The 22511-nt window shown below is 55.0% G+C and carries 21 protein-coding genes; 14 read left to right on the top strand and 7 right to left on the bottom strand.

Annotated features, from left to right (window positions below; translation table 11 throughout):
- Nucleotides 1-189: 189 nt before the first annotated feature.
- From nudF to parE, 5 genes are read left to right on the top strand one after another with little or no spacing between them, the layout of a single operon-like run.
- On the top strand, nt 190-825 hold the full coding sequence (nudF, locus tag EHV07_RS19940; RefSeq protein ID WP_147199879.1) for an ADP-ribose diphosphatase: 636 nt from the start codon (nt 190-192) through the stop codon (nt 823-825).
- Nucleotides 822-1247 (top strand): DUF1249 family protein, encoded by a 426-nt coding sequence (locus tag EHV07_RS19935; protein WP_147199878.1) that lies wholly within the window; start codon nt 822-824, stop codon nt 1245-1247. The genes nudF and EHV07_RS19935 overlap by 4 nt, the downstream gene beginning before the upstream one ends.
- Nucleotides 1248-1292: 45 nt before the next feature.
- Entirely contained in the window at nt 1293-2120 is an 828-nt protein-coding gene (cpdA, locus tag EHV07_RS19930; RefSeq protein WP_147199877.1) for a 3',5'-cyclic-AMP phosphodiesterase, read from the top strand.
- 2 nt (nt 2121-2122) lie between these two features.
- Nucleotides 2123-2704, top strand: a complete 582-nt coding sequence (gene yqiA / locus EHV07_RS19925) for an esterase YqiA (RefSeq protein ID WP_147200683.1) — start codon at nt 2123-2125, stop codon at nt 2702-2704.
- Nucleotides 2705-2751: 47 nt separating this feature from the next.
- Entirely contained in the window at nt 2752-4647 is a 1896-nt protein-coding gene (parE, locus tag EHV07_RS19920) for a DNA topoisomerase IV subunit B (protein WP_147199876.1), read from the top strand.
- A gap of 59 nt (nt 4648-4706) precedes the next feature.
- On the opposite strand, the gene EHV07_RS19915 is transcribed toward parE, so the two are convergent.
- From EHV07_RS19915 to EHV07_RS19900, 4 genes are all read right to left on the bottom strand, one after another.
- Nucleotides 4707-5639 (bottom strand): nucleoside hydrolase, encoded by a 933-nt coding sequence (locus EHV07_RS19915; RefSeq protein ID WP_147199875.1) that lies wholly within the window; start codon nt 5637-5639, stop codon nt 4707-4709.
- A gap of 23 nt (nt 5640-5662) precedes the next feature.
- Nucleotides 5663-7189, bottom strand: coding sequence for an amino acid ABC transporter permease/ATP-binding protein (locus tag EHV07_RS19910; RefSeq protein ID WP_147199874.1), 1527 nt, complete (start codon nt 7187-7189; stop codon nt 5663-5665).
- Nucleotides 7190-7210: 21 nt separating this feature from the next.
- Nucleotides 7211-8032 (bottom strand): ABC transporter substrate-binding protein, encoded by an 822-nt coding sequence (locus EHV07_RS19905; protein WP_147199873.1) that lies wholly within the window; start codon nt 8030-8032, stop codon nt 7211-7213.
- 85 nt (nt 8033-8117) lie between these two features.
- Nucleotides 8118-8630, bottom strand: a complete 513-nt coding sequence (locus tag EHV07_RS19900) for a flavin reductase family protein (RefSeq protein WP_147199872.1) — start codon at nt 8628-8630, stop codon at nt 8118-8120.
- A gap of 247 nt (nt 8631-8877) precedes the next feature.
- On the opposite strand from EHV07_RS19900, the gene EHV07_RS19895 reads away from it, so the two are divergent.
- The 3 genes from EHV07_RS19895 to argE are packed head-to-tail and all read left to right on the top strand — an operon-like array spanning nt 8878 to nt 11120.
- Nucleotides 8878-9297, top strand: a complete 420-nt coding sequence (locus EHV07_RS19895; RefSeq protein ID WP_147199871.1) for a RidA family protein — start codon at nt 8878-8880, stop codon at nt 9295-9297.
- A gap of 1 nt (nt 9298) precedes the next feature.
- Complete coding sequence (locus tag EHV07_RS19890) at nt 9299-9973, top strand: DUF1028 domain-containing protein (RefSeq protein ID WP_147199870.1); 675 nt, start codon at nt 9299-9301, stop codon at nt 9971-9973.
- A complete protein-coding gene (gene argE, locus EHV07_RS19885; RefSeq protein ID WP_147199869.1) occupies nt 9966-11120 on the top strand; it encodes an acetylornithine deacetylase in 1155 nt (384 codons plus the stop codon). Before EHV07_RS19890 ends, argE begins: the two co-directional genes overlap by 8 nt.
- Here argE and EHV07_RS19880 read toward each other — a convergent pair.
- The gene (locus EHV07_RS19880) at nt 11117-12064 is read right to left on the bottom strand and encodes a LysR family transcriptional regulator (RefSeq protein WP_147199868.1); all 948 of its coding nucleotides are present in this window, start codon (nt 12062-12064) and stop codon (nt 11117-11119) included. The two genes, argE and EHV07_RS19880, sit on opposite strands and share 4 nt — an antisense overlap.
- Before the next feature lie 402 nt (nt 12065-12466).
- Between EHV07_RS19880 and EHV07_RS19875 the strand changes: the two genes are divergently transcribed.
- The 5 genes from EHV07_RS19875 (at nt 12467) to EHV07_RS19855 (ending at nt 20405) form a co-directional block, all read left to right on the top strand.
- Entirely contained in the window at nt 12467-14836 is a 2370-nt protein-coding gene (locus EHV07_RS19875) for a glycoside hydrolase family 3 C-terminal domain-containing protein (protein ID WP_147199867.1), read from the top strand.
- A gap of 59 nt (nt 14837-14895) precedes the next feature.
- Nucleotides 14896-15981 (top strand): ABC transporter substrate-binding protein, encoded by a 1086-nt coding sequence (locus EHV07_RS19870; RefSeq protein WP_147199866.1) that lies wholly within the window; start codon nt 14896-14898, stop codon nt 15979-15981.
- A 106-nt stretch (nt 15982-16087) separates the two neighbouring features.
- Complete coding sequence (locus EHV07_RS19865; RefSeq protein ID WP_254446277.1) at nt 16088-17851, top strand: ABC transporter permease subunit; 1764 nt, start codon at nt 16088-16090, stop codon at nt 17849-17851.
- 11 nt (nt 17852-17862) lie between these two features.
- The gene (locus EHV07_RS19860; RefSeq protein ID WP_147199865.1) at nt 17863-18900 is read left to right on the top strand and encodes an ABC transporter ATP-binding protein; all 1038 of its coding nucleotides are present in this window, start codon (nt 17863-17865) and stop codon (nt 18898-18900) included.
- A gap of 248 nt (nt 18901-19148) precedes the next feature.
- Nucleotides 19149-20405 carry an NAD(P)/FAD-dependent oxidoreductase gene (locus tag EHV07_RS19855; RefSeq protein WP_147199864.1) on the top strand — a complete coding sequence of 419 codons (1257 nt, stop codon included), beginning with the start codon at nt 19149-19151 and terminating at the stop codon, nt 20403-20405.
- 97 nt (nt 20406-20502) lie between these two features.
- Here the strand turns inward: EHV07_RS19855 and EHV07_RS19850 are convergent, their stop codons facing one another.
- A complete protein-coding gene (locus EHV07_RS19850; RefSeq protein ID WP_147199863.1) occupies nt 20503-20811 on the bottom strand; it encodes a putative quinol monooxygenase in 309 nt (102 codons plus the stop codon).
- 32 nt (nt 20812-20843) lie between these two features.
- Nucleotides 20844-21425, bottom strand: coding sequence for an NAD(P)H-dependent oxidoreductase (locus EHV07_RS19845; RefSeq protein ID WP_147199862.1), 582 nt, complete (start codon nt 21423-21425; stop codon nt 20844-20846).
- A gap of 202 nt (nt 21426-21627) precedes the next feature.
- On the opposite strand from EHV07_RS19845, the gene EHV07_RS19840 reads away from it, so the two are divergent.
- Nucleotides 21628-22395: a transporter substrate-binding domain-containing protein gene (locus EHV07_RS19840; protein WP_147199861.1), complete on the top strand. Its 768-nt coding sequence runs from the start codon at nt 21628-21630 to the stop codon at nt 22393-22395.
- Nucleotides 22396-22511: the final 116 nt, after the last annotated feature.

The following is a 22511-nucleotide window of genomic DNA, read 5'->3' as shown; positions in this document are numbered from 1 at the left end:
TTGCTATGGTAGCGCTGTCGTAAGCCAAAAAAATTATCGCCGATTCTAACAGAGTAAAGGAAACAGATAAGTTGGCTGAAAGTGCCATGTTGCCATAATTTACTCAAATAATTCATCAAGAACTACACTCTGAGCGGTTCAGGCCGTACTTTCCCTATTTTTAGTCTCACCGGTAGAAGAGAGGAAACGATGGAAAACGAAAAAAAATACCCAGTGACTTTCGGCAAAAACGATGTAGAAATTATTGCACGCGAGACGCTCTACAGCGGTTTTTTTTCGCTTACCCGCTATCGCTTTCGCTATTCCTTGTTTAACGGCGGGATGAGTAAAGAGGTAGAAAGAGAAGTTTTTGAACGCGGTCACGCCGCGGTCCTGCTGCCTTACGATCCGGTCAGAGACGAAGTGGTGCTGATTGAACAGATCCGTATTCCGGCTTTTGACACCAGCCCAACGCCCTGGCTGTTAGAATTAGTCGCCGGTATTATTGAACCCGGCGAAACGCCAGAACAGGTGGCGCGCCGTGAAGCAGTAGAAGAAGCCGGAATCACCCCAGCCCGTGTTAAACCCGTCCTCAGCTATCTGGCGAGTCCGGGCGGTACCAGCGAACGGTTGGAGATTCTGGTGGGAGAAGTGGATGCCAGCGTGGCACAGGGAAACCACGGTCTGGAGGAAGAGAATGAGGATATTCTTGTCCATGTGGTCAGTCGCGAGCAGGCTTATCAATGGGTGGAAGAGGGGAAAATAGATAACGCGGCTTCCGTCATCGCCTTGCAATGGCTGGAACTGCACTATAAAAAACTACGCGAAGAGTGGAAAACCGAATGATGAAGCGCTATGTACCTGATTTTCCCGAAATGATGCGGATCTGCGAAACGAATTTCGCACAGCTGCGTCGCCTGTTGCCGAAAGGAGATCGGGCGGGTGAGGCTATTACTTATCAGGTGAACGGTGCCAGCTACACAGTGACTATCCAGGAATCAACACGATACACTACCCTGGTTGAGATCAAACAAACCGCGCCGGCTGTCAGCTACTGGAGTCTGCCCGCCATGTCCGTGCGTCTGTATCACGACGCGATGGTCGCTGAAGTGTGTTCCACGCAGCAGATCTATCGCTTTAAAGCACGCTATGATTATCCCAATAAAAAGCTGCATCAGCGTGATGAAAAGCATCAGATAAACCAGTTTCTGGCAGACTGGCTGCGCTACTGTTTATCGCATGGCGCGATGGCCGTTCCGGTTTGTTGAATCCGTCACTGTAAGCTGTGATGGCGTTAACCCTAAGGACATTGATTGGATAGCCTGTTAAAACTTCCTGTGGAAAGTGGGGCCCGGGTCAGGATTTTACAGATAACGGATACCCACCTTTTTGCTGGTAAACACGAAACGCTGCTGGGGGTAAATACCTGGGCCAGTTTTGATGCGGTATTGCAGGCCATTTCAGCCTGCCAGCAGCCGTATGATTTGATCGTCGCCACGGGCGATCTGGCACAGGATCATTCCGTTGAAGCCTATCAGCATTTCGCTGAGGGCATTGCTCGTCTGCCTGCGCCCTGCGTCTGGCTGCCGGGCAACCATGATTTCCAGCCAGCGATGTTCAGTACGCTTGCCGAATCGCAAATTGCCGATCAAAAGCATGTGCTGGTGGGCGAACACTGGCAAATCGTGCTGCTGGACAGTCAGGTCTTTGGCGTGCCGCACGGTGAGCTGAGCGACTACCAGCTGGAGTGGCTGGAGAAAACGCTGGCGATTGCACCCGAGCGACATACGCTGGTGCTGTTGCATCATCACCCGCAGCCTTCCGGCTGTACGTGGCTCGATCAGCACAGCCTGCGCAATTCCCACATGTTGGAAGCGGTGCTTAAGCGTTACCCGCTGGCTACCACGCTGCTTTGCGGCCATATTCATCAGGATTTGGATCTGGACTGGAACGGCCGCCGCCTGCTGGCTACGCCCTCCACCTGTGTCCAGTTCAAACCGCACTGTACCAGCTTTACGATTGATTCAGAGGCGCCGGGCTGGCGCTGGTTGGACCTTCACGCTGACGGCCGCGTTGAAACGCAGGTCGAGCGCCTGCAAACCCGCGCCTTTAGCCCCAATCTCGATTCCGAAGGATATTGATGATGGCCACGCTGCTTTATCTGCACGGTTTTAACAGTTCGCCGCAGTCAGCCAAGGCCACTCAGTTCCAACGCTGGCTGGCCGCGCATCATCCGGGAATCAACGTGCACGTTCCGCAACTGCCTGCTTTTCCTGGCGAAGCGGCCATCATGCTGGAAAACTATATCCTCTCTTCGTCGGGGGAGACGATTGGCATTGTTGGCTCGTCGCTGGGCGGTTATTACGCCACCTGGCTGTCGCAGTGTTTTCTGCTGCCTGCCGTGGTGGTCAATCCTGCCGTGCGGCCTTTCGAGCTGCTGGCGGATTATCTGGGCGACAACGAGAACCCGTACACCGGCCAACAATATGTGTTAGAGTCACGCCACATTTACGATCTGAAAGTGATGCAGATTGACCCGCTGGAGTCACCAGATTTGCTCTGGCTGCTTCAGCAAACGGGCGATGAAGTGCTCGATTACCGTCAGGCTCTGGACTATTACAACGCCTGCCGCCAGACGGTAGAAGAGGGCGGCAATCACGCTTTTATCGGATTCGAACGCCATTTCTCCCCGATCCTCGACTTCCTGGGCCTGTCCGACGCCTGAAGCGATGCGTGGAGTCTGGCAACCATTTAGCGACCAAGATTTATACGATGACTCAATCCAGCTATAACGCTGACTCCATTGAGGTACTCAGCGGCCTTGAACCCGTTCGTCGCCGTCCGGGAATGTACACCGATACGTCACGTCCTAACCATTTAGGTCAGGAAGTGATCGATAACAGCGTCGATGAGGCGCTGGCGGGCCATGCCAAACGCGTCGAAGTGATCCTGCATGCTGACCAGTCGCTGGAAGTTATTGACGACGGACGCGGCATGCCGGTTGATATTCACCCTGAAGAAGGGGTGCCAGCCGTTGAGCTGATTTTCTGCCGTCTGCACGCGGGCGGTAAATTCTCTAACAAAAACTACCAGTTCTCCGGCGGCCTGCACGGCGTGGGGATTTCGGTGGTTAACGCCCTGTCAACGCGAGTCGAAGTTACCGTTCGTCGTAATGCTGAAGTCTATGAAATGGCTTTTGAAAATGGCGAAAAAGTGCAGGATTTGCACGTTACCGGCACGGTCGGCAAGCGTAACACCGGTACCCGAGTGCGCTTCTGGCCCGATGGTTCCTTCTTCGACAGCCCGCGCTTCTCTGTTTCACGTCTCAGCCATTTGCTGAAGGCGAAGGCGGTGCTTTGCCCGGGTGTTGAAATTGTTTTCAAAGATAAAGTTAACAATACCGAGCAGACCTGGTGCTATGCCGATGGCCTGACCGATTATCTGATGGAAGCGGTAAACGGCCTGCCTACGCTGCCTGAGAAGCCGTTTGTCGGCACCTTTGCGGGTGATATTGAAGCGGTAGACTGGGCGCTGCTGTGGCTGCCGGAAGGCGGCGAGCTGCTGACCGAAAGCTACGTGAACCTGATCCCGACCATGCAGGGCGGTACGCACGTCAACGGCCTGCGTCAGGGGCTGCTGGATGCGATGCGCGAGTTCTGTGAATTCCGTAATATTCTGCCGCGCGGTGTCAAACTGTCGGCGGAAGATATCTGGGATCGCTGCGCTTACGTGCTGTCAGTGAAGATGCAGGATCCCCAGTTCGCCGGCCAGACCAAAGAGCGCCTTTCGTCACGTCAGTGCGCCGCGTTCGTGTCCGGCGTGGTAAAAGACGCCTTCAGCCTGTGGCTGAACCAGAACGTACAGGCCGCAGAGATGCTGGCCGAGCTGGCCATCTCCAGCGCACAGCGTCGTATGCGTGCGGCGAAGAAGGTGGTGCGTAAGAAGCTGACCAGCGGCCCGGCATTGCCCGGCAAGCTGGCCGACTGTAGCGCGCAGGATCTGAACCGCACCGAGCTGTTCCTGGTAGAAGGGGATTCCGCAGGCGGATCGGCCAAGCAGGCGCGCGATCGTGAATATCAGGCGATCATGCCGCTGAAGGGCAAAATCCTTAACACCTGGGAAGTCTCTTCCGATGAGGTGCTGGCTTCGCAGGAAGTGCATGATATTTCTGTCGCTATCGGCATCGATCCCGACAGCGAAGATATGTCTCAGCTGCGCTACGGCAAAATCTGTATCCTCGCGGATGCCGACTCCGATGGTTTACATATCGCTACGCTGCTTTGTGCGCTGTTTGTTCGCCACTTCCGCACGCTGGTGAAAAACGGCCATGTCTACGTTGCGATGCCGCCGCTGTACCGCATCGATCTGGGTAAAGAGGTCTATTACGCGCTGGACGAAGAAGAGAAAGCGGGCATTCTGGACCAGCTGAAACGCAAAAAGGGCAAGCCTGGCGTGCAGCGCTTTAAAGGTCTGGGTGAGATGAATCCGCTTCAGCTGCGTGAAACCACGCTCGATCCTAATACTCGTCGCCTGGTTCAGCTGACGATTGAAGACGATGAAGTGGAAAAAACCATGGCGGTAATGGATATGCTGCTGGCGAAGAAACGCTCGGAAGATCGTCGCAACTGGCTACAGGAAAACGGCCATACGGCGGATATCGAGGTCTGATTTTCGCACAGCGATATGAAGCCCGGTTATGCGAAAGCTAACCGGGCTTTTTTATGGGGTCAGGCCGCAGGATTGACGCGCAGGCTGTCCAGAAAAGCGGCTTTCACCTTCGCCGTATCCACGCCCAGACACACTGTTTGCTGGTGACAATGCGCAAAAGGATTGAAGCGAGACGCTAACTGCGTGAGCTGCCGCAACGTCTGTCCAAGAGTAATGCCTTCGCAGACCACCCTGAGCGGGGATTTCACTGTCGTAAAGAACTCGGGATGATCCAGCCACGAGATGGTCAAGGTATCGTGCAGCGTCATGCCTTCAAAACCTTCTTTTTCCAGGCTGTAACGCAGATAACCTTTTGAAATAGCGGTTAACACTGGCAGGTTTAGCCCACGGATATCTTCACCGGTGATCGGCACCTCATGAGTAACATCCAGCGGCAGCAGCACCACTGGCAGAGCCGAAGAGAGTACCTGATCGGCCGCGTGCGGATCTTTCCAGATATTGAATTCGCTGTGCGGCGTTACGTTACCGGCGTGGCCGTGCGTGCCGAAAGCACCGCCCATAATTACCACCTCTTTTACCAGCGGGATGATCTCCGGGGCGAGATTAATAGCGGTAGCGATATTGGTCAGGGGGCCGATAGCCACCAGCGTCACTTCTCCCGGCAGCCCTTTTACGGTATCAATGATAAAACTGACGGCATTATCAGCCTGTTCATCGAAAGGATTAGCTAACGCATCTCCCAGCCCATCGCCGCCATGCACCGCTGCGGCACTACTGACCTGTGCCAGCCCCATTGGGCGCGAGCAACCGCGAAAAATCGGGACGTTCAGGCCAATCTCCCGTGAGAACAATTTGGCATTTTTAACCGCCTGACCCACCGCCACATTGCCGAAAACCGTAGTGATCCCCAGTATATTTTGCGTTTTTGCCGCGTAAGCCAGCGCAAAAGCGTCATCAACGCCAATATCCGTATCAAAAATTATCTTTCTCATCACCTTCTCCGTTGGGCGTGAATTCAACCCGTGGCAAAATTAACGTCTTTCAGGAAGGCTTTGATTCGTGGATGCTCTCCATCCTGCAATATCTGTGGTGCATCATCACAAACCACGCGACCTTTCTCCATAAACACAATGCGGTCCGACACCTTGAAAGCGAAGTTCATCTCATGGGTGACAATCACCATGGTGATGCCTTCTCCGGCCAGCGTTTCAATGACCTGTAGCACCTCGTTCACTTTTTCAGGATCGAGAGCGGAAGTGGGTTCGTCGAACAGCATAATTTGCGGCCGCATCATTAGCGCCCTGGCGATTGCCACACGCTGCTGCTGCCCGCCAGAAAGCTGATGCGGATACTTCATCGCCTGGTCCAGCATGCCGACTTTTTGCAGCATGACGCAAGCCTGATGTTTCAGTTCATCCAGCGGCGCGGTGCGATGGTAGCGAGGGGCCAGTAGCAGATTGTTCATGACCGTTAAATGCGGGAACAGGTTGAAGCTCTGGAACACCATGCCAATGTTCAGCCGGTGTTCATCATGCTCAATAAAGCGGGGTTTTTGCGACCCATGTTGGCTTAGCTGAATAAACGGCTGACCGTTAATGCGAATTTCACCGTTATCAATCTGCTCCAGACCGTTCAGCAGGCGGATTAGCGTCGTTTTACCTGAGCCGGACGGACCGATAACTGAAACCACTTCACCAGGCTGAATTTGCAGGCTAACCGCACCCAGCACCTCTACATTGTTATAGGCTTTGTGTAGCTTAGAGGCCTGTAACGCCGGGATAGTCTGTGCAAGCGTGGGGCGCACCGTAGCAGGCAACGGCTGAGAGGCGACAGCCCGTAGCGCCGGATCCAGAGGTCGAGTTGTGTTGCGCTGGGTAACATCCAGATAGCGCTCCAGCCTTTTCAGCAGAAAATCAAACACCGTGACGATTAGCACATAGTAAAACGCGACTGCCGCCATCGTCTCCATGACCAGGAAGTTTTGCGAATAGAGACGCTGGCCCACCATCAGGATTTCGGTCAGTGAAATAACCGATACCAGCGAGCTGAGCTTCACGATAGAGATATATTCATTTGCCAGCGAAGGCAGCGCCACGCGGATCGCCTGTGGAATCACGATCCGCCACTGAATCCCGGCATAGCGCAGGCCGAGGGCATGCGCAGCTTCACGCTGCCCTTTTGGAATGGATAACAAGCCACCACGATGGATCTCAGCAATATAGGCTGTTTCGCTCAGCACCAGCGCAATCAGCCCTGCCCAGAAAGGATCGCTGAGCAGAGCGGAAGACGCTGGCATCGCTTGCGGCAGGTTATAAACAAAAATCAGCAGCACCAGCAGGGGCAGGCTGCGGAACAGCCAGATATAAACGCGGGCGGGAACGGACAACCAGCGCCGGGACGCCTGTTTGCCCAGCGCCAGCACAAAGCCCAGCACAATGCTGATCGCCCAGCTTGCCAGGCTCAGTTTGCAAACCGTCCAGCTCGCCAGCCAAAAGTCTGTGTCGGTAAACAGACTCAGTAAGTAATTCCAGTCAAAAGTCATGCTTGTTCTCCCGTCGCAGGATTACTGTTTCAGAGCCTGAATATCGACGTCCTGCGGTTCAGCAAGATGGTATTTTTGCAACAGGGTGGCGTACTGGCCGCTGGCTTTATATGCTGCAATACCGTCGGTTAACTGCTGTTTGAATGCCGGGTTAGCTTTGCTGACGCCTAGTCCCACCAATACCGGATAGAGCAGCGTGTCGGACGTTATGGCCAGGCGGCCCTTCATTTTTTCCACTACCTGGCTGGCAACCGCCGCATCGGTCATCTGCACTTCTACCGCATGGGAAAGCATTGCTTGCGTGACTTGAGGATCGGTTGAAAATTCACTGACTTCAATCGGCTTCTGTCCCTGCTTTACGCAGTAATCAGCGGAAAGAGCATGGAGCTTTTCCAGCCAGTAGGTGCCCTGCATCGAACCGACTTTATGACCGCACAGCGCTTCCGGCTTTTTCGGTTTAAAGCTGCTGTTGCTGAGGGCGATCAATGATTCGCCGGTTTTCAGATAAGGGATCATCTCGATCACTTTGCTGCGTTCGGGCGTAATAAACAGCGCGGAGGCGATCAGCTCATAGCGTTTTGCCTGTAAACCTGGGATGAGATTGGTAAAGCGGGTGTCGATATATTGCGGTTCCAGCTTCATTGCCTTCGCCACGCCATCAATAAACTCAATATCGAAACCGGCAGGTGCCTTATCGTTAAGGTATTCATACGGTGGAAAAGTGATGTCGCTGCCGACGGTCAGTTTACCCGGGGTCATTACCGCCGCCTGAACATAAGCGGTGGAGGCCAGCAGGGTCAGCGTTAAGCATTGAGCGATCTGTTTAATCCGCAGGTGGGTCATGTTTACTCTCCGGTGCAGGTGTAATGAATTCTATTGGCCTCTTCGGGCAGCCTGTTCACAGCAATACAGCAATAAAGCCGGGTGCTTAAGGCTGATCCCGCTGGATCAGCACATACTGTCGCGCCTGCCTTGCCAGCGGAATGCCGGGGTGACAATGCACGTTTTTCACCATGCCAATCAGCATTACATGGCTGTTTAGCACCAGCTGATTTGTCAGCTGGCAGTCAAAGTTGGCAACCGCACCGTGCAGCAGTGGATGGCCTTCGGGGCTTTCGCCCCAGTCAGGCGAATCAAAAGCCTGCGCATTACGACCGGACGTGGCGAAAGTCTGGACGAGGGGTTTTTGTAATTCAGAGAGCACATTGATGCTGAAGCCGCCGTTTTGCTCAATCGCCGGGCACAGCGGACTGTCACGGTGCAGGCAGATCATCAGCAGACGCTGCGCGGCAGAAACGAAGGTCAGGCTGTTGAGTGTGCCGCCCGCCTTGCCGTCCGCGCCATCGCTGGCGACGAGATACACGCCGCTTACGCAGTTTTCCATCGCGCTAACAAACGCATCCCGAGTAATCAGCGGTAACTCTTTAACAATGGAATGCATAGCCAGGTCCTCAGTTAGTCAGGCTCGAGTATGTTCATGACCAACGTGAAAGATAAATGTGTATTTTTTTAGGCTCTGGCACCAAAAAAACGAGGTTCGCTAAGGCCAGTTTTCCCCTAAGTCCTGCAAATAAAAATCCTTATTTATTTTCTGCCCCACAGGCACCAAAAATGAGTTTGCTCTGTCCTGGGCGTTAGCGGCAAACAAAGCGGCTTCCGTCTCCTCTTTAATCTGTAAGGAACCCACGATGAGTCAACCGACCCATACCCGCATCCGTATGTTTAATACCAAAGATACCTATCCTAATCAGGCGCTGAATAATGACCTCTGTCAGGCGGTCCGTGCCGGGAATACCGTTTATGTTCGCGGCCAGGTCGGCACCGATTTTGACGGCAATCTGATTGGGCTGGGCGATGCAGGATTGCAGGCAGAGCAGGCGATGAAAAATATCAAGCAGCTGCTGGAAGAAGCGGGTAGCGACCTCAGCCATATAGTGAAAACCACCACTTATATTATCGATCCGCGCTATCGCGAACCGGTCTATCTGGAAGTGGGCAAGTGGCTGAAAGGCGTTTTCCCCATCTCCACCGGGCTGGTTGTTTCTGCGCTGGCGCAGCCGCAGTGGCTGGTGGAAATTGACGTGATTGCCGTGATCCCGGAGGCATAACATGACCTTTTCCATTGCCGGTTTTTGTCCTCGCAGCGGCCAGTACGGTATTGCTCTCAGTTCATCCAGCATGGCGGTAGCGGCGCGTTGCCCCTGGCTGATGAGCGGCGTGGGCGCGGTATCAAGCCAGAACGTTACGCTGCCTGCGCTGGGGCCGAAAATCCTCAACCGGTTGGCGCAGGGCGAAAGTGCGACAGCGGCCCTGGCAGCGGAAATGGCCGCCGAACCTTTTGCCGACTGGCGACAGGTGACGGTGCTGGACAGCAGGCAGAGCGCCGTGTGGTCTGGCTTACATACGCTGGGCACTCACCATCAGCACCAGGGACTGAACTGCGTGGCGGCGGGCAATATGCTGGCCACTGCGGAGGTAATTGAGGCCATGGTCAGTCAATTCTGCGTCGAGCCGTCGCTGTCGCTGGGCGACCGGCTGATCGCTGCCTTGCAGGCTGGTTTACAAGCCGGTGGCGAAGCCGGACCGGTCTATTCCGCCGGATTGAAGGTGGTGAGTAGCGAAAGCTGGCCGCTAACCGATCTGCGCGTCGACTGGCATGAAAAGGATGCGATTGGTGAGCTGGCGCGCATCTGGCAGATGTGGCAACCGCAGAGCGAAGCGTACCTGACTCGCGCTGTTAATCCGGCGGAAGCGCCGAGTTACGGTGTTCCTGGCGATGAGTAAACTCAGCACGCGGGCATTGCTGGCCGAACTGATCGCCTTTAACACCGTTAGCAGCGAGAGCAATCTGGCACTGATTAACTACGTCCGCGACTATCTGGCGGAATATGGCGTAAGTTGCCAGGTTTTGATCGATGGTAGCGGTCAAAAGGCTAATCTGCTGGCGGTCATCGGCCCGCAAGAGCTGCCCGGGATTGTCTTGTCAGGCCATACTGATGTGGTAGCGGTTGAGGGGCAACACTGGCAAAGCGATCCGTTTATTCTGCGCGAGGCCGATGGCCGGTTATATGGTCGGGGTGCGGCGGATATGAAAAGCTGGCTGGCGGCGGTGCTGGCGCTGGTGCCAGAACTGGTGGCGCGGCCGCTGCGTCAGCCGGTATGGCTGGCGTTCAGTCACGATGAAGAAGTAGGCTGCAAGGGCGTGCCGGGGCTGCTGGCGCATATCGATCGTCTGCCGGTACTGCCTGCCGTCTGTATTGTCGGCGAACCCACGGAGATGCGTCCAGTTCTCGGGCACAAAGGAAAAATCGCGCTGCGCTGCGCTGTCACGGGTTATGCCAGCCATTCGGCCTATACGCCACAGGGCGTGAACGCGATTGAATACGCCGTGCAGATTATCCAGCGGTTAATGACGCTGGCAGAGCGGTTGCAGCAGGAGAAAAACGTCGCCTTCGATCCCCCTTTTTCCACCCTGCAGACAGGCGTCATTCGCGGTGGCGAGGCGTTAAATATCGTGCCTGCTTCCTGCCAGTTTGATTTTGAAATTCGTACGCTGCCGGATGTAGATGCGCAACCGATAGTTGATGAAATCACGGCGTGGTGTGAACGTGAGCTGGTGCCGCAGATGCAGCGCATTTCGCCTGATTGCACCATCGTCTTTAGTCCGCTGAGCCACTATCCCGGCCTGCAAACGCAAATCACCGCAGCGACAGATGAAGTTATGGCGCTACTACCCTCACCGGCAGCGTTAAGCACCGTGGCTTTTGGTACCGAGGGTGGCCTGTTCCAGCAGCATGGTATTCCTACCCTGGTTTGCGGCCCTGGCTCAATGGCACAGGGGCATAAGCCGGATGAATTTGTCAGTGTGCAGCAGCTGGCAGAGTGCGATGCGTTTCTGCTCCGTCTCTGCCATCGGCTGCAAATCGTTTAAGCTACTGAAAGCGGTGGCAATTCAGATTCGCTGATATGCTCCGGCGTCAGTTCCTGTGCCCGGCAGTAATCCATAAACAACTGCGTGGGGCGAGTCGGTTCAGCGTGGCGTAAATGCGCCATCACCAGGCATGATCCTTCCATCTCATCGCGAATGGTGACCCGCTTCACGCGCTTACCGTCATAGGTAAAGTCCGGGAAGGGGCGGGTCACCAGTAGCGAAAAGCCAAATCCCTGACCGACCATGCAGCGTACCATCTCAATCGACGGCGAACTGAAGGCCACCTTCGGTGAAAGCCCCTTCTGCTTGAAGATATCCAGGAAATAGTTCCGGCTCGGCACGACGTCCAGCAAGATCATCGGCTCGTGGCTCAGTTCTTCCAGGCTAATGCTGCTGCGCAAGGCCAGCGGGTGATCGGCAGGCAGCAGCGCATAAGGCTTTTGTGGTGCTTTCAGCTGTTCGGCATGAATACTGTTGTCCAGCTCATGGCGGTAAAGGATTGCCATATCAAAGCGTCCGCGATGCAAACCGTCGGTTAACTCGTGCTGCTCGCCGTCATAGATCTGCACTTCAATATTGGGATAGAGCTTTTTGAAACCGGCAATAAGCTTTGGCATATACAGCGGCGCGGCGGTTTCAAAACAGCCGACGGAAAGCGTGCCTGCCACCAAATCATTATCCGCCCGGGCATTCTGTTCAAACTGCCGGGACATTCTCAGCAGCTCGGCGGCTTTTTCATAAAACCGGCGTCCGCTGGGCGTCAGCGAGACGCCCTGCGCGTGATGACGGATAAAAAGCTGCTGTTCAAAACTCTCTTCGAGGCCTTTGATCGCCGTTGAAATGGAAGGCTGAGCGATATGCAGATGGCGTGATGCCTCGGCAATGCTGCGATGCTCAACCACGGTAACAAAATATTTAAGCTGTCGGAGGGTGAAATGCGCCATGTGCAGGTGATCTCTCTGATTAGTATTTGGTTATGTCAGAGCTTTCCGTAAGAACAAAAAAGCGATGCAGGCAGCAGTTGCAATAACTGTGCCACAGGAAATACGCGCTAGCTCGCTGATAACTTACTGTACAGCAGGCGAATTGCGCTGGGAGGGTGCAATCGTTTGCGACCTGGCTGGGCAGTGGCGCTATTTCAGGGCAAAAAAACATCAGTTTCTGGCTTTTCTCTGCTCTCCGTTGCGTTATTTATGACGCAGGGAATCCTGCGCAGCTGGATAGTTTTTTTAACTCCAGTGACAAACATTTTACTTCTTTCGCCGCGGTTTCTAACCGGGCCATATTGAATGCCAGCGCAACAGTGGCGACTGCTCGCCGCTTTCATCTCACAGGAAAACACTGGCATGAGCACTGTTTTATCTCAGCACGAGAAATTTTTATCTCTGGCCAAATCGATGACGCCGGAAGAGCTGGGCGACATTCTTAGCGGTCACGGCATGTGGAAAACCGAAGCCAATGCCCGGCTGGGGATCCCGCATATTGTTATGACCGATGGCACCTACGGCGTGCGCTACTCCATCCAGCAAATTGAACAGGATGAGAAGGGGGGCCAGGACTTCGAAGCCTTCCTGAACGTGGTTAACCAGCGGGCGAAAGATGTGGAAGTGGCCTGGGGAACGATGCGCCCCGCCACCTGTTTCCCCAACGGGTCCAGTTTTGCCTGTAGCTGGGACGTGAATCTGGCACAGACGCTGGGTGAAGCGCTGGGTAAAGAGTGCCAGCATCTGGGCGTTAACCTGCTGCTCGGGCCTGGCATCAACATCCGCCGTACGCCACTGGGCGGCCGCAGCTACGAATACTATTCCGAAGACCCCTTAATCAGCGGCGAGATGGCGACTGGCGTAATTAACGGTCTGCAACGGCAGGGCGTTGGCGCATCTTTAAAGCATTTTGCCTGTAACAATTCAGAAGTTGAGCGCACCAGCATGAACTCGATCGTTGATGAGCGTGCGCTGCGGGAAATTTATCTGCGCGGCTTTGAGCGCGCCATCAAACAGTCGCAGCCCTGGACGGTCATGAGTTCCTATAACCGACTAAACGGCGTACATACCGCCGAAAACAGCTGGTTGCTGGAGGAGGTGCTCCGTCAGGAATGGGGCTTTGAAGGCGTGGTGGTAGCAGACTGGCATGGAATTAAAGATCGCCCGCTCTCGCTGATGGCCGGCAACGATCTCGACATGCCAGAAAGCGAAACGCGCAGGGCGAGTCTGGTCAGGGCGCTAAAAGCGGGAGAAGTGCCACGTACGCAGGCCGAGCGTTCAGCAGAACGTATCCTCAACCTGATCCACAAAGCGAAAGACGCGGAACAACCCGGCACCCCGATGGAAACCGATGCGCATCATCTGCTGGCGCGCAGGATGGTGGCCGAATCCATCGTGTTGCTAAAAAACAGCAATCAGGCTCTGCCGCTGGAAGCCGCAAGCTGCCGTCATCTGCTGATTGTCGGTGAAGGCGCCAGGAAGCCCGTGATCCAGGGATCGGGCTGCGCCACCACGACGCCGACGCAGGTGGATATTCCCTACGACGAAATCCGCAAACATTGCGGCGACAACGTCACCCTGAACTGGTGTCAGGGCACCAGCGATGAAGTGGCTGATCGGCCGTCATTGCGCGAAGAAGCTTGTAAAGCGGCGCGCCAGGCCGATCGCGTGGTGGTGTTTGTTAACAGCGAAGATGGTTATGACGGCGAAGGATCAGACCGTCGCACGCTGGGTTTGCAGCAGGGTCATGATGAATTAATCCGCGCGCTGGCAGCGGTCAACGACAACGTGATTGTGGTGCTGGCTAATCCTGATGCGGTGGTGATGCCGTGGCTGGATCGGGTCAGTGCCGTCGTGGAAACCTTCTACGCCGGTCAGGCGATGGGCGGCGGTCTGGCAGACGTACTGTTCGGTGTGGTGAATCCCTGCGGCAAGCTAACGGTGACTTTCCCTCAGCGTATTGAAGACATTCCCGGCTGGCACAGCTACCCCGGCGAAAATGGCCGTCATTACTACAGCGAAGGGATCTTCGTCGGCTATCGCTGGTACGACGCCCGTAACGTCGAGCCGTTGTTCCCGTTCGGTTATGGCCTCAGTTACAGTCAGTTTGCCTATAGCGATATTGAGCTGGACCGCGATAGCCTGCGCGATGGTGAAGAAGTGACGGTCAGCTTTACGCTAAGCAATACCGGCTCGCGTGCCGGAAAAGAGATCTGCCAGCTCTACAGCCACTATCAGACATCTTCGCGCTCGCGGGCCGAGCAGGAGCTACGTGCGTTCTGCAAAGTTGAATTACAGGCGGGTGAACAGCGTCGCGTAGCGCTGACCGTTCCCGCTGCCGACTTACGCTACTACGACACGGGTCGCCAGCAGTGGATCCTTGAAGCGGGTGACGTGTTGCTTCGCGTCGGGCCAAACTCGCGAGACCTGCCGCTTGAGGGCAGTCTGCACTGTGAGAGTAAGGTCGGAAAGTACCGACTCATCTCGCGTGATACGCAGCCAATTTTCGTGCTGGAAAATCCGCTGGCGCGTGACTATTTCAACCGCTTCTTGCAGGTGCAACTGTCGGTGAACGCCGCCGATGCGGACCGCATGCTGGAACACTGCAAAAACTCATTCTTCAGTATTTTCACCACCTTTGACCGCCGTTTCCGCCAGCGCTTTACCGCGGAGGAAATCGACCAGCTGATTGCGGAAGTTAACCTTGCCATTAAAGAGCAGGAACAAGCGTAGAAAAATCACCGGCATCCGTGTCGGCTCATTAAAACTTTTCGTGATGCAGGGGAACCAGGATGAAAGAGAACAAAACGTATACCCGTCGTGATGCGCTGAAGCTGGGGATTGGGGCCGCCGTTACCGCCGCCGTTGCCCCGATGATCATCAGTCGTCCGGCGCGGGCGGCGGAAGTCACCACTCTGACCGTCGCCGACGTGGGCGGCCCTTACGGCACGGGATTTGGCAAAGCATTTTACAAGCCGTTTGAAGAAGAGACCGGCATCAAAATCATTAATACGGTGCTGGGTCCCGACCCGGTACCGCAGTTCCAGATGATGGTGGATACCAAAAACTACCTGTTTGACGTGGCGCTGCTCAACCCGGAGCACCTGGTGCGCCTGAACAAAATGCCGAAACCGTATCTGGAAGATCTGCATCTGCAAGTGCCGGATCCGCAGAATTATGTGAAAGGTTCGATTACCTCTCAGTTTGGCGGTGTCAGTATTTACGCACTGGCATTAGGCTACCGGACTGACGCCTTTAACGGCAAAACGGCACCTACCAACTGGACAGATTTCTGGGACACCGCCAAATTCAATGGCCGTCGCGGCCTGTGGCGCAGCCCGGTCTGTACATTGGAACTGGCGCTGATGGCCGACGGCGTCGATCCAAAAAAACTCTATCCGCTAGATGTCGATCGGGCTTTCCGCAGCCTCGATAAAATCCGCAAAAGCATTGATGTCTGGTGGACCAGCGGCGCGCAGGCCACGCAGATGCTGCAAAGCGGCGAGCTGGACATGATGAGTATCTGGAGCACTCGCGCCCAGACCGCGATTGATGCCGGTACGCCAGCCAATATCGCCTGGGGCCAGGGTCTTTATAACATCGATGGTTTCAGTATTCCGCACGGCAGTCCGAAGCTGGAAGCAGCACGCAGATTTATCCATTTCTGTATGGATGCGAAACGTCAGTCGCTGTACACCAACGATCTGGCGTGCGGGCCGACCAACATCAAAGCCTACGACTTTATCGACAAGAAAAAAGCGGCTCTGTTGCCGACGGCACCGGACCATATCCAGGGGCTGGCACTGCTGGGCGCAGATTATTGGGGCGATAATCAGGTCGCGCTGACCGAACGCTTTGAAAAATGGGTCATGAGTTAATCCGGGTGAGGGTGCTTTGCACCCGACCTGTATTCCCTGAGCGTTGAGTTTGCCTGCCGTCTGCGGTGACGCCTGAGCGTCACCCGTTCTTTGGGAGAAGAGTTCCTTGACCGATCTTGCAACATCTGACGAGAAAAAACGTATGCCGACAGCAACGCGACGCTGGCATCCCTTGTGGCTGACCGCGCCAGGCCTGTTATTCCTGGCCCTGTTTCTCGCCTGGCCCACTTTGAAGCTAATGCTACTGAGTTTCCAGAACAGCGACGGCGGCTTTTCGCTGGATATCTGGCGCCAAATGTTTGGCGCGGGCATCTACGTGAAGGTGATGATTAACACCTTCGCTATTGCCCTGCAAACCACGCTCGCCTGCCTGCTGGTCGGCTATCCGGTAGCGTACTGGCTTTCGCAACGCAGTGAAAACGTCCGCCGACGGCTAATGTGGCTGATTTTACTGCCGTTCTGGACCAGCGCTTTACTGAAAAACTTCGCCTGGCTGGTGCTGCTGTCGCGGCGCGGGATCCTCTCTGAAATCCTGATGTCGATGGGAGCCGACCAGCCGCTGAATGTGCTTTACACGCGTGGTGCGGTGGTCTTTGCCATGGCACACAGCATGCTGCCGCTGGCGATTATCACCATGCTGCCGACCATGACCGGCATCGATCACGGTCTGATACGCGCCGGTCATACGCTGGGTGCGTCACGTGCGCAAAGCTTCTGGCGTATTTTCTTTCCCCTTTCCATGCCGGGCGTGGTGGCGGCCTGCCTGCTGATCTTTATCGGCTCGCTGGGCTTCTTTATCACCCCGGCGCTGCTCGGTAGCCCACAGGATTCGGTGATAGGCCAGCTGTTGATCACTCAAGTTCAGCAGCTGCTGAACTGGCGGCTGGCGGGCGCGGTGGCGATGCTGCTGCTGGTGACCACGCTGGTAGTTTGCTTCTGTTACGACAAGCTGTTTGGCATGTCGGCGATATCAGGTGGAGAAAGCCACGCCAGCGGCAAACATATCCGGCGTGTGGGCCAGGGGATCACCGCTGGGGCCGCAAAGATTTCCGACTGGCTGGGCAACATGCTGGCCGCGATCCCGGGACGTCCGCGCCTCGGCTGGCTGCTGCCGCTGTTCAGCGTATGGGTGATTCTGGTTTTGGTGTTACCAGTGGTTTCGTTCCTGCCAATGGCGTTCAGCAGCTCCAGCTTCCTGCAATTTCCCCCGCCGGGCTTTTCGTTACGCTGGATGGAAACCTATCTGGGATCGCCAATCTGGACGGGTGCCACGATCCGTTCGTTCGGCATCGCGCTGGTCACCGGCATGCTGTCGGTTGCGATTGCAGGGGCAGCAGCTTATGGGCTGGCGCGGCACCAGGGAAAATCCGGCAGTCTGGTGGTCATGACTTTCCTGTTGCCGATGATCGTTCCCAACATCGTCACCGCCGTTTCGCTGTTCTATTTGTTTGCCACTATCGGCCTGGTGGGATCGGATCTCGGCATCATCCTTGGCCATACGGTAATGGCCATTCCGGTGGTGTTTGTCATTATCCTGACCACCTTCAAAGGGTATGACTGGCGGCTGGATCAGGCAGCGAAAACCCTTGGCGCTGACCGCTGGCGCACCCTGCGTGAAATAACCTTGCCGCTGATCAAAAGCAGCCTGGTCGCCGCCTTTATCTTCGGCTTCCTTAACTCTTTTGAAGAGCTAACGGTCGCGCTGTTTGTAGGCGGCGGCGTGAAGCAGACGCTGCCAAAACAGATGTGGGATGACGTCCTGCTGTCGGTAACGCCGACGCTGGCCGCCGCGTCAGTCATTATTCTGTCCGTCGTGACAGTGTTGTTCATTATCGCTGAACGTTCGCGCCGCAAAGCGGAAGCGCAGTAAGGAGAGAAATAATGTCATCCGTAAAGTTACAGGTGGAGCAAATTGCTAAATGCTTTGGGCCGACGAAGGTGTTACAGGATCTGGATTTAACGGTGCAGAAGGGTGAATTACTGACGCTGCTCGGCTCGTCAGGCTCGGGGAAAACCACGCTGTTGCAAATTATCAGCGGTCTTTTAGCGCCGACCTCAGGCCGCCTGCTGATTGATGGTAAAGACGAAACCTGGACGCCGGTGCACAAGCGCGATATCGGCGTAGTGTTTCAAAACTACGCGCTGTTTCCGCACCTGACGATTGAAGAAAATGTGGCTTTTCCGCTGCGTATGCGCCAGCTGCCCGCCGCTGAAATCAACCGTAAAGTCAAAGAGGCGCTGGAAATGGTAGAACTGGGCCATGCCGCGCAGCGCTTTCCACGAGCGTTATCCGGTGGGCAACAGCAGCGTGTTGCGCTGGCGCGGTGCCTCGTCTATCAGCCGGGGATCATCCTGATGGATGAGCCGCTGGGCGCACTGGATCGCCAGCTGCGCGAGACGATGCAGATAGAGATCAAACGCATTCACCGTGAATCGGGCGCGACGATCGTTTTTGTTACGCACGATCAGGAAGAAGCGCTGGCGCTCTCCGATCGGATCTGCCTGATGAACGAAGGGCGGATCGTGCAGATCGATACGCCACAGGCGATCTATCAGCGCCCTCGTTCGACCTTTGTTGCCGGATTTATTGGCCTTTCCAATATCCTTCGCGGTGAGGTGCGTGCCGGTCAGCTGATCACAAAACAGGGGACTTTCGCCTTGCCGGACAAATCCGCCATGCAGGGACAGGCCTCGCTGGTCATCCGTCCTGAACATATCCGTATTCAGCAACCGGGGACGGCGGCGCTGGAAGGGGAAATTTGCGAAAGCATTTATGCCGGTTCGGAAACGCGACTTGTCGTGGCACTTGCCGAGGGAACACGATTTGTCGTGCGCAGCAGTGGCCTGTGCTGTGAAAAAATCGGCGATCGCGTATCGCTGGGATGGGATGTGCAGCAAAGTTTGCTGCTTTCTGCCTGATGCTTTAAATATCAGCCCGCTTTCTTGCCCGTGGGGACTATTTCACGCGGGAGGAAATCCCATAGATTAAATAAAAGAAGGGTATCTGGTTTAGCGCGTTATTGTAGCGTTATCCGCTGCCTCTTTATTTTATCTTCAGGGACTCGTTTTTTACTAATTTACCCGGCTGGCGTAGTTCAATAACCTTGGCGCATGTCGAAGCCCCGAATAATTAGGGGATAGTTTAGCCCTTATTTAAGGATGCAGTGATGACCGTTGAAATAACCGAAATTGATACGTTGGTAGTCGGTGCAGGGCAGGCGGGTGTCGCCATGAGCGAACATCTGACTAAAGCAGGCATCCGTCATCTGGTATTGGAAAAAAATCGCATTGCCGAAGCATGGCGTTCAGGACGTTGGGATTCGCTGGTTGCTAATGGGCCAGCCTGGCATGACCGTTTCCCCAATATGGAATTTTCCAATATTTCTGCCGATGGTTTTGTACCGAAAGAACAGGTGGCGGATTATTTCAAAGCCTATGCGGAAAAATTCTCTGCGCCCATTCGTACCGGAGTGGAAGTGAAAAGCGTGGTACGGAATGAAGGCCGTCCGGGATTCACCATCGAAACCTCGGAAGGCGTTATTCTGGCGCGACATATTGTTGCCGCGACTGGCCCGTTCCAGCGTCCGGTGATCCCGGCCATTGCGCCTGAAAATGACGGCTTACATCAGCTGCATTCTGCGCACTATTACAACCCGCAGCAGCTGCCTGAAGGCGCGGTGTTGATTGTTGGCGCTGGCTCATCAGGGGTGCAGATTGCCGATGAACTTCAGCGTGCTGGCAAAACGGTTTATCTTTCTGTCGGACCGCACGATCGCCCGCCGCGCGCCTATCGTCAGCGTGATTTTTGCTGGTGGCTGGGCGTGCTGGGCCTGTGGGATGCCTCGGCCAGCGTACCTGGAAAAGAGCACGTGACCATTGCGGTCAGCGGTGCGCGTGGCGGCCACACCGTTGATTTCCGCCAGCTGGCGCACCAGGGCGTTAACCTGGTTGGCCTGACCGAATCTTTTGCCGACGGAAAAATCACGTTCCAGCCCGATCTGGTCGATAATATTGCCAAAGGCGATGCCAACTATCTTTCGCTGCTGGATGCGGCCGATGCCTATATCGCCCGTAACGGACTGGATTTACCGCCTGAACCCACAGCCCGCCATTTCCTGCCCGATCCGGCGTGTATGATCCATCCACGCACTGAACTGGATATTAAGGCGGCGGGGATTACGACTATTATCTGGGCAACAGGTTACGTCACGGATTACAGCTGGCTTAAGGTTGATGCCTTTGACAAAAACAATAAACCTAAGCATCAGCGCGGTGTTTCCAGCGAGCCGGGTGTTTATTTCTTAGGTTTACCCTGGCTTTCACGTCGCGGCTCTACTTTTATTTGGGGCGTTTGGCACGATGCAAAATATATTGCCGATCATATTGCCACGCAGCGGAAATATAATGAATACAGACAGGGTTAATAGGTGGCACTGACTATGACACGGCAGGTTTACTGCGAATAAATGGAAAAGATGGGGTTGATTTAACGCGGGGCGAAAAAAATCACCCCGCTAATCATTATTTCGCTGGCTCGAGGACAAAAATCTTCACGTCGACCACGTCATCTTTAATATTGGCGCGGTGATGTTCCATATGTTCTGCCTGCTGGTGCTGCTCAAGATGGCGCAACGATTCCCAGTGCTCCACCATAAAGATCGAATCCGGCGAGTTCTGCTTCCAGGGCACCTGTGCCTGATGATCCACCAGCGCCTGATAGCTGCCGCATCCTTCTTCCTGCAAAACCACCGGCGTCAGTTTCTCAATGGCCTGCATGACGGCGGTACGACGGCCTGGTCTGACACAAATTTCGGCAAGTACGGTGAGCATGGGCATTCCTTAAAGGAGAGTGGTCTACTCAGTTAAGCAAAGATTTGGCTCAGATGCGTCTGATAGCGTGCAATATCGCGCGGAACGTCCGGCTGTTTGATCACGTCGTTACAGATAAAGGTCGGCAGTGCCTCCATTCCCAGGAACTGGTTGGCTTTATGGAAATGCAGATACAGGCCGTCAACGCCAACGCCCTCGAAGAACTGATCCGGGTCGGTGAAGGCTTCCAGCGGCGCGTTCCAGGTCAGTGACAGCATATATTTTTTACCGTGGATCAGGCCACCTGAGCCATATTTTTTACCGGCGTCTGAACGGGTACGGCCATCGCTGGCGTACAGCGCGCCGTGACCTTCGGTAAAGACTTCATCGATATATTTTTTCAGGATCCACGGTTCGCCCATCCACCAGCCCGGCATCTGATAGATCACCGTATCTGCCGCCAGATATTTCTGGATCTCATCAGCAACGTCATAGCCGTTATCAACAGTGGTTACTTCAACCTGATGGCCTGCATCACGCAGCCAGGTTGCCGCAACTTCAGTCAAGGTATGGTTCAGTTCGCCTTTAGAGTGGGCAAAGGTTTTTCCGGCATCGATAATAAAAATGTTGCTCATCGCTTAGCTCTCTTATAAATGAAATTGCGCTCAGTCTACGCGCGCGGCGGCAGGATAAAAATGTGCAATTGATCACAATACTTTTGCTCTGGGAGCAATAATAGCTGCGTCGAGATAAGGACTCTTTCATTATGGGAAAAGCTGAGATGCAAAAAAATGTCGTAGCCAGGTGTGATCATCTACCACAGTAGGAAAGAAAAAAATGCTTAAAAAAGGAATAACCGCACTGCTGCTGGTGGCGGGTTCTGCCAGTGCGCAGTCGCATCTTGATCGGGTGATGCAGAGCAAAGTACTGACCGTCTGTACGACGGGCGACTACAAACCCTACAGCTTTTTGCGGCCGGACGGGAAGTATGAAGGCATTGACGTGTCGATGGCGCAGTCGCTGGCGAAAAGCCTGGGCGCGCAGGTCAAATGGGTGCCCAGTACCTGGAAAACCCTGATGGCAGACTTCACGGGTAAACAGTGCGATATCGCGCTTGGCGGCGTCTCCGTTACGCTCAAACGTCAGCAGACCGCGTGGTTTGCCTCTTCGCTCGGTACCGATGGAAAAATCCCTTTGGTGCGCTGTGCTGATAAAACGAAATATCGCACCGTGGAGCAGATCAACAAGCCGTCAGTGCGTCTGATTGAACCGCCGGGCGGCACCAATGAGGCTTTTGCCCGGCAGTACCTGCCGCAGGCGAACCTGACGCTTTTTGACGATAACGTGACGATCTTCCAGCAGCTGGTGGATAAAAAAGCGGATGTGATGATTACCGATGCTTCAGAAGCACGTTATCAACAAAAGCACTATCCTCAGCTCTGCGCCATCCACCCCGAGCAGCCGATGCAGTATGGCGAAAAGGCCTATATGCTGCCGCGCGACGATATCAGCTGGAAAATGTATGTCGACCAGTGGCTGCATCTGAGCAATACCACCGGCGAGTATCCGCAGGTGGTTGGCGAATGGCTGGCCGTTACCCAATAAGGCCCCGTCCCTGGAGGATTTTTTTTCCGCCAGGGGAATCTCTCCCGTCACGGTTAACTGTGACAGACGCGGCCCTGATAAGGTACTATCCTCGCCAAACGACCCCGATGTGGCGC

Origin of the sequence: Pantoea sp. CCBC3-3-1 (assembly GCF_007981265.1) — a bacterium.
In the GTDB taxonomy this organism is placed as follows: Bacteria; Pseudomonadota; Gammaproteobacteria; order Enterobacterales; family Enterobacteriaceae; genus Erwinia.
This window is presented reverse-complemented; position numbering and strand designations above follow the sequence as displayed.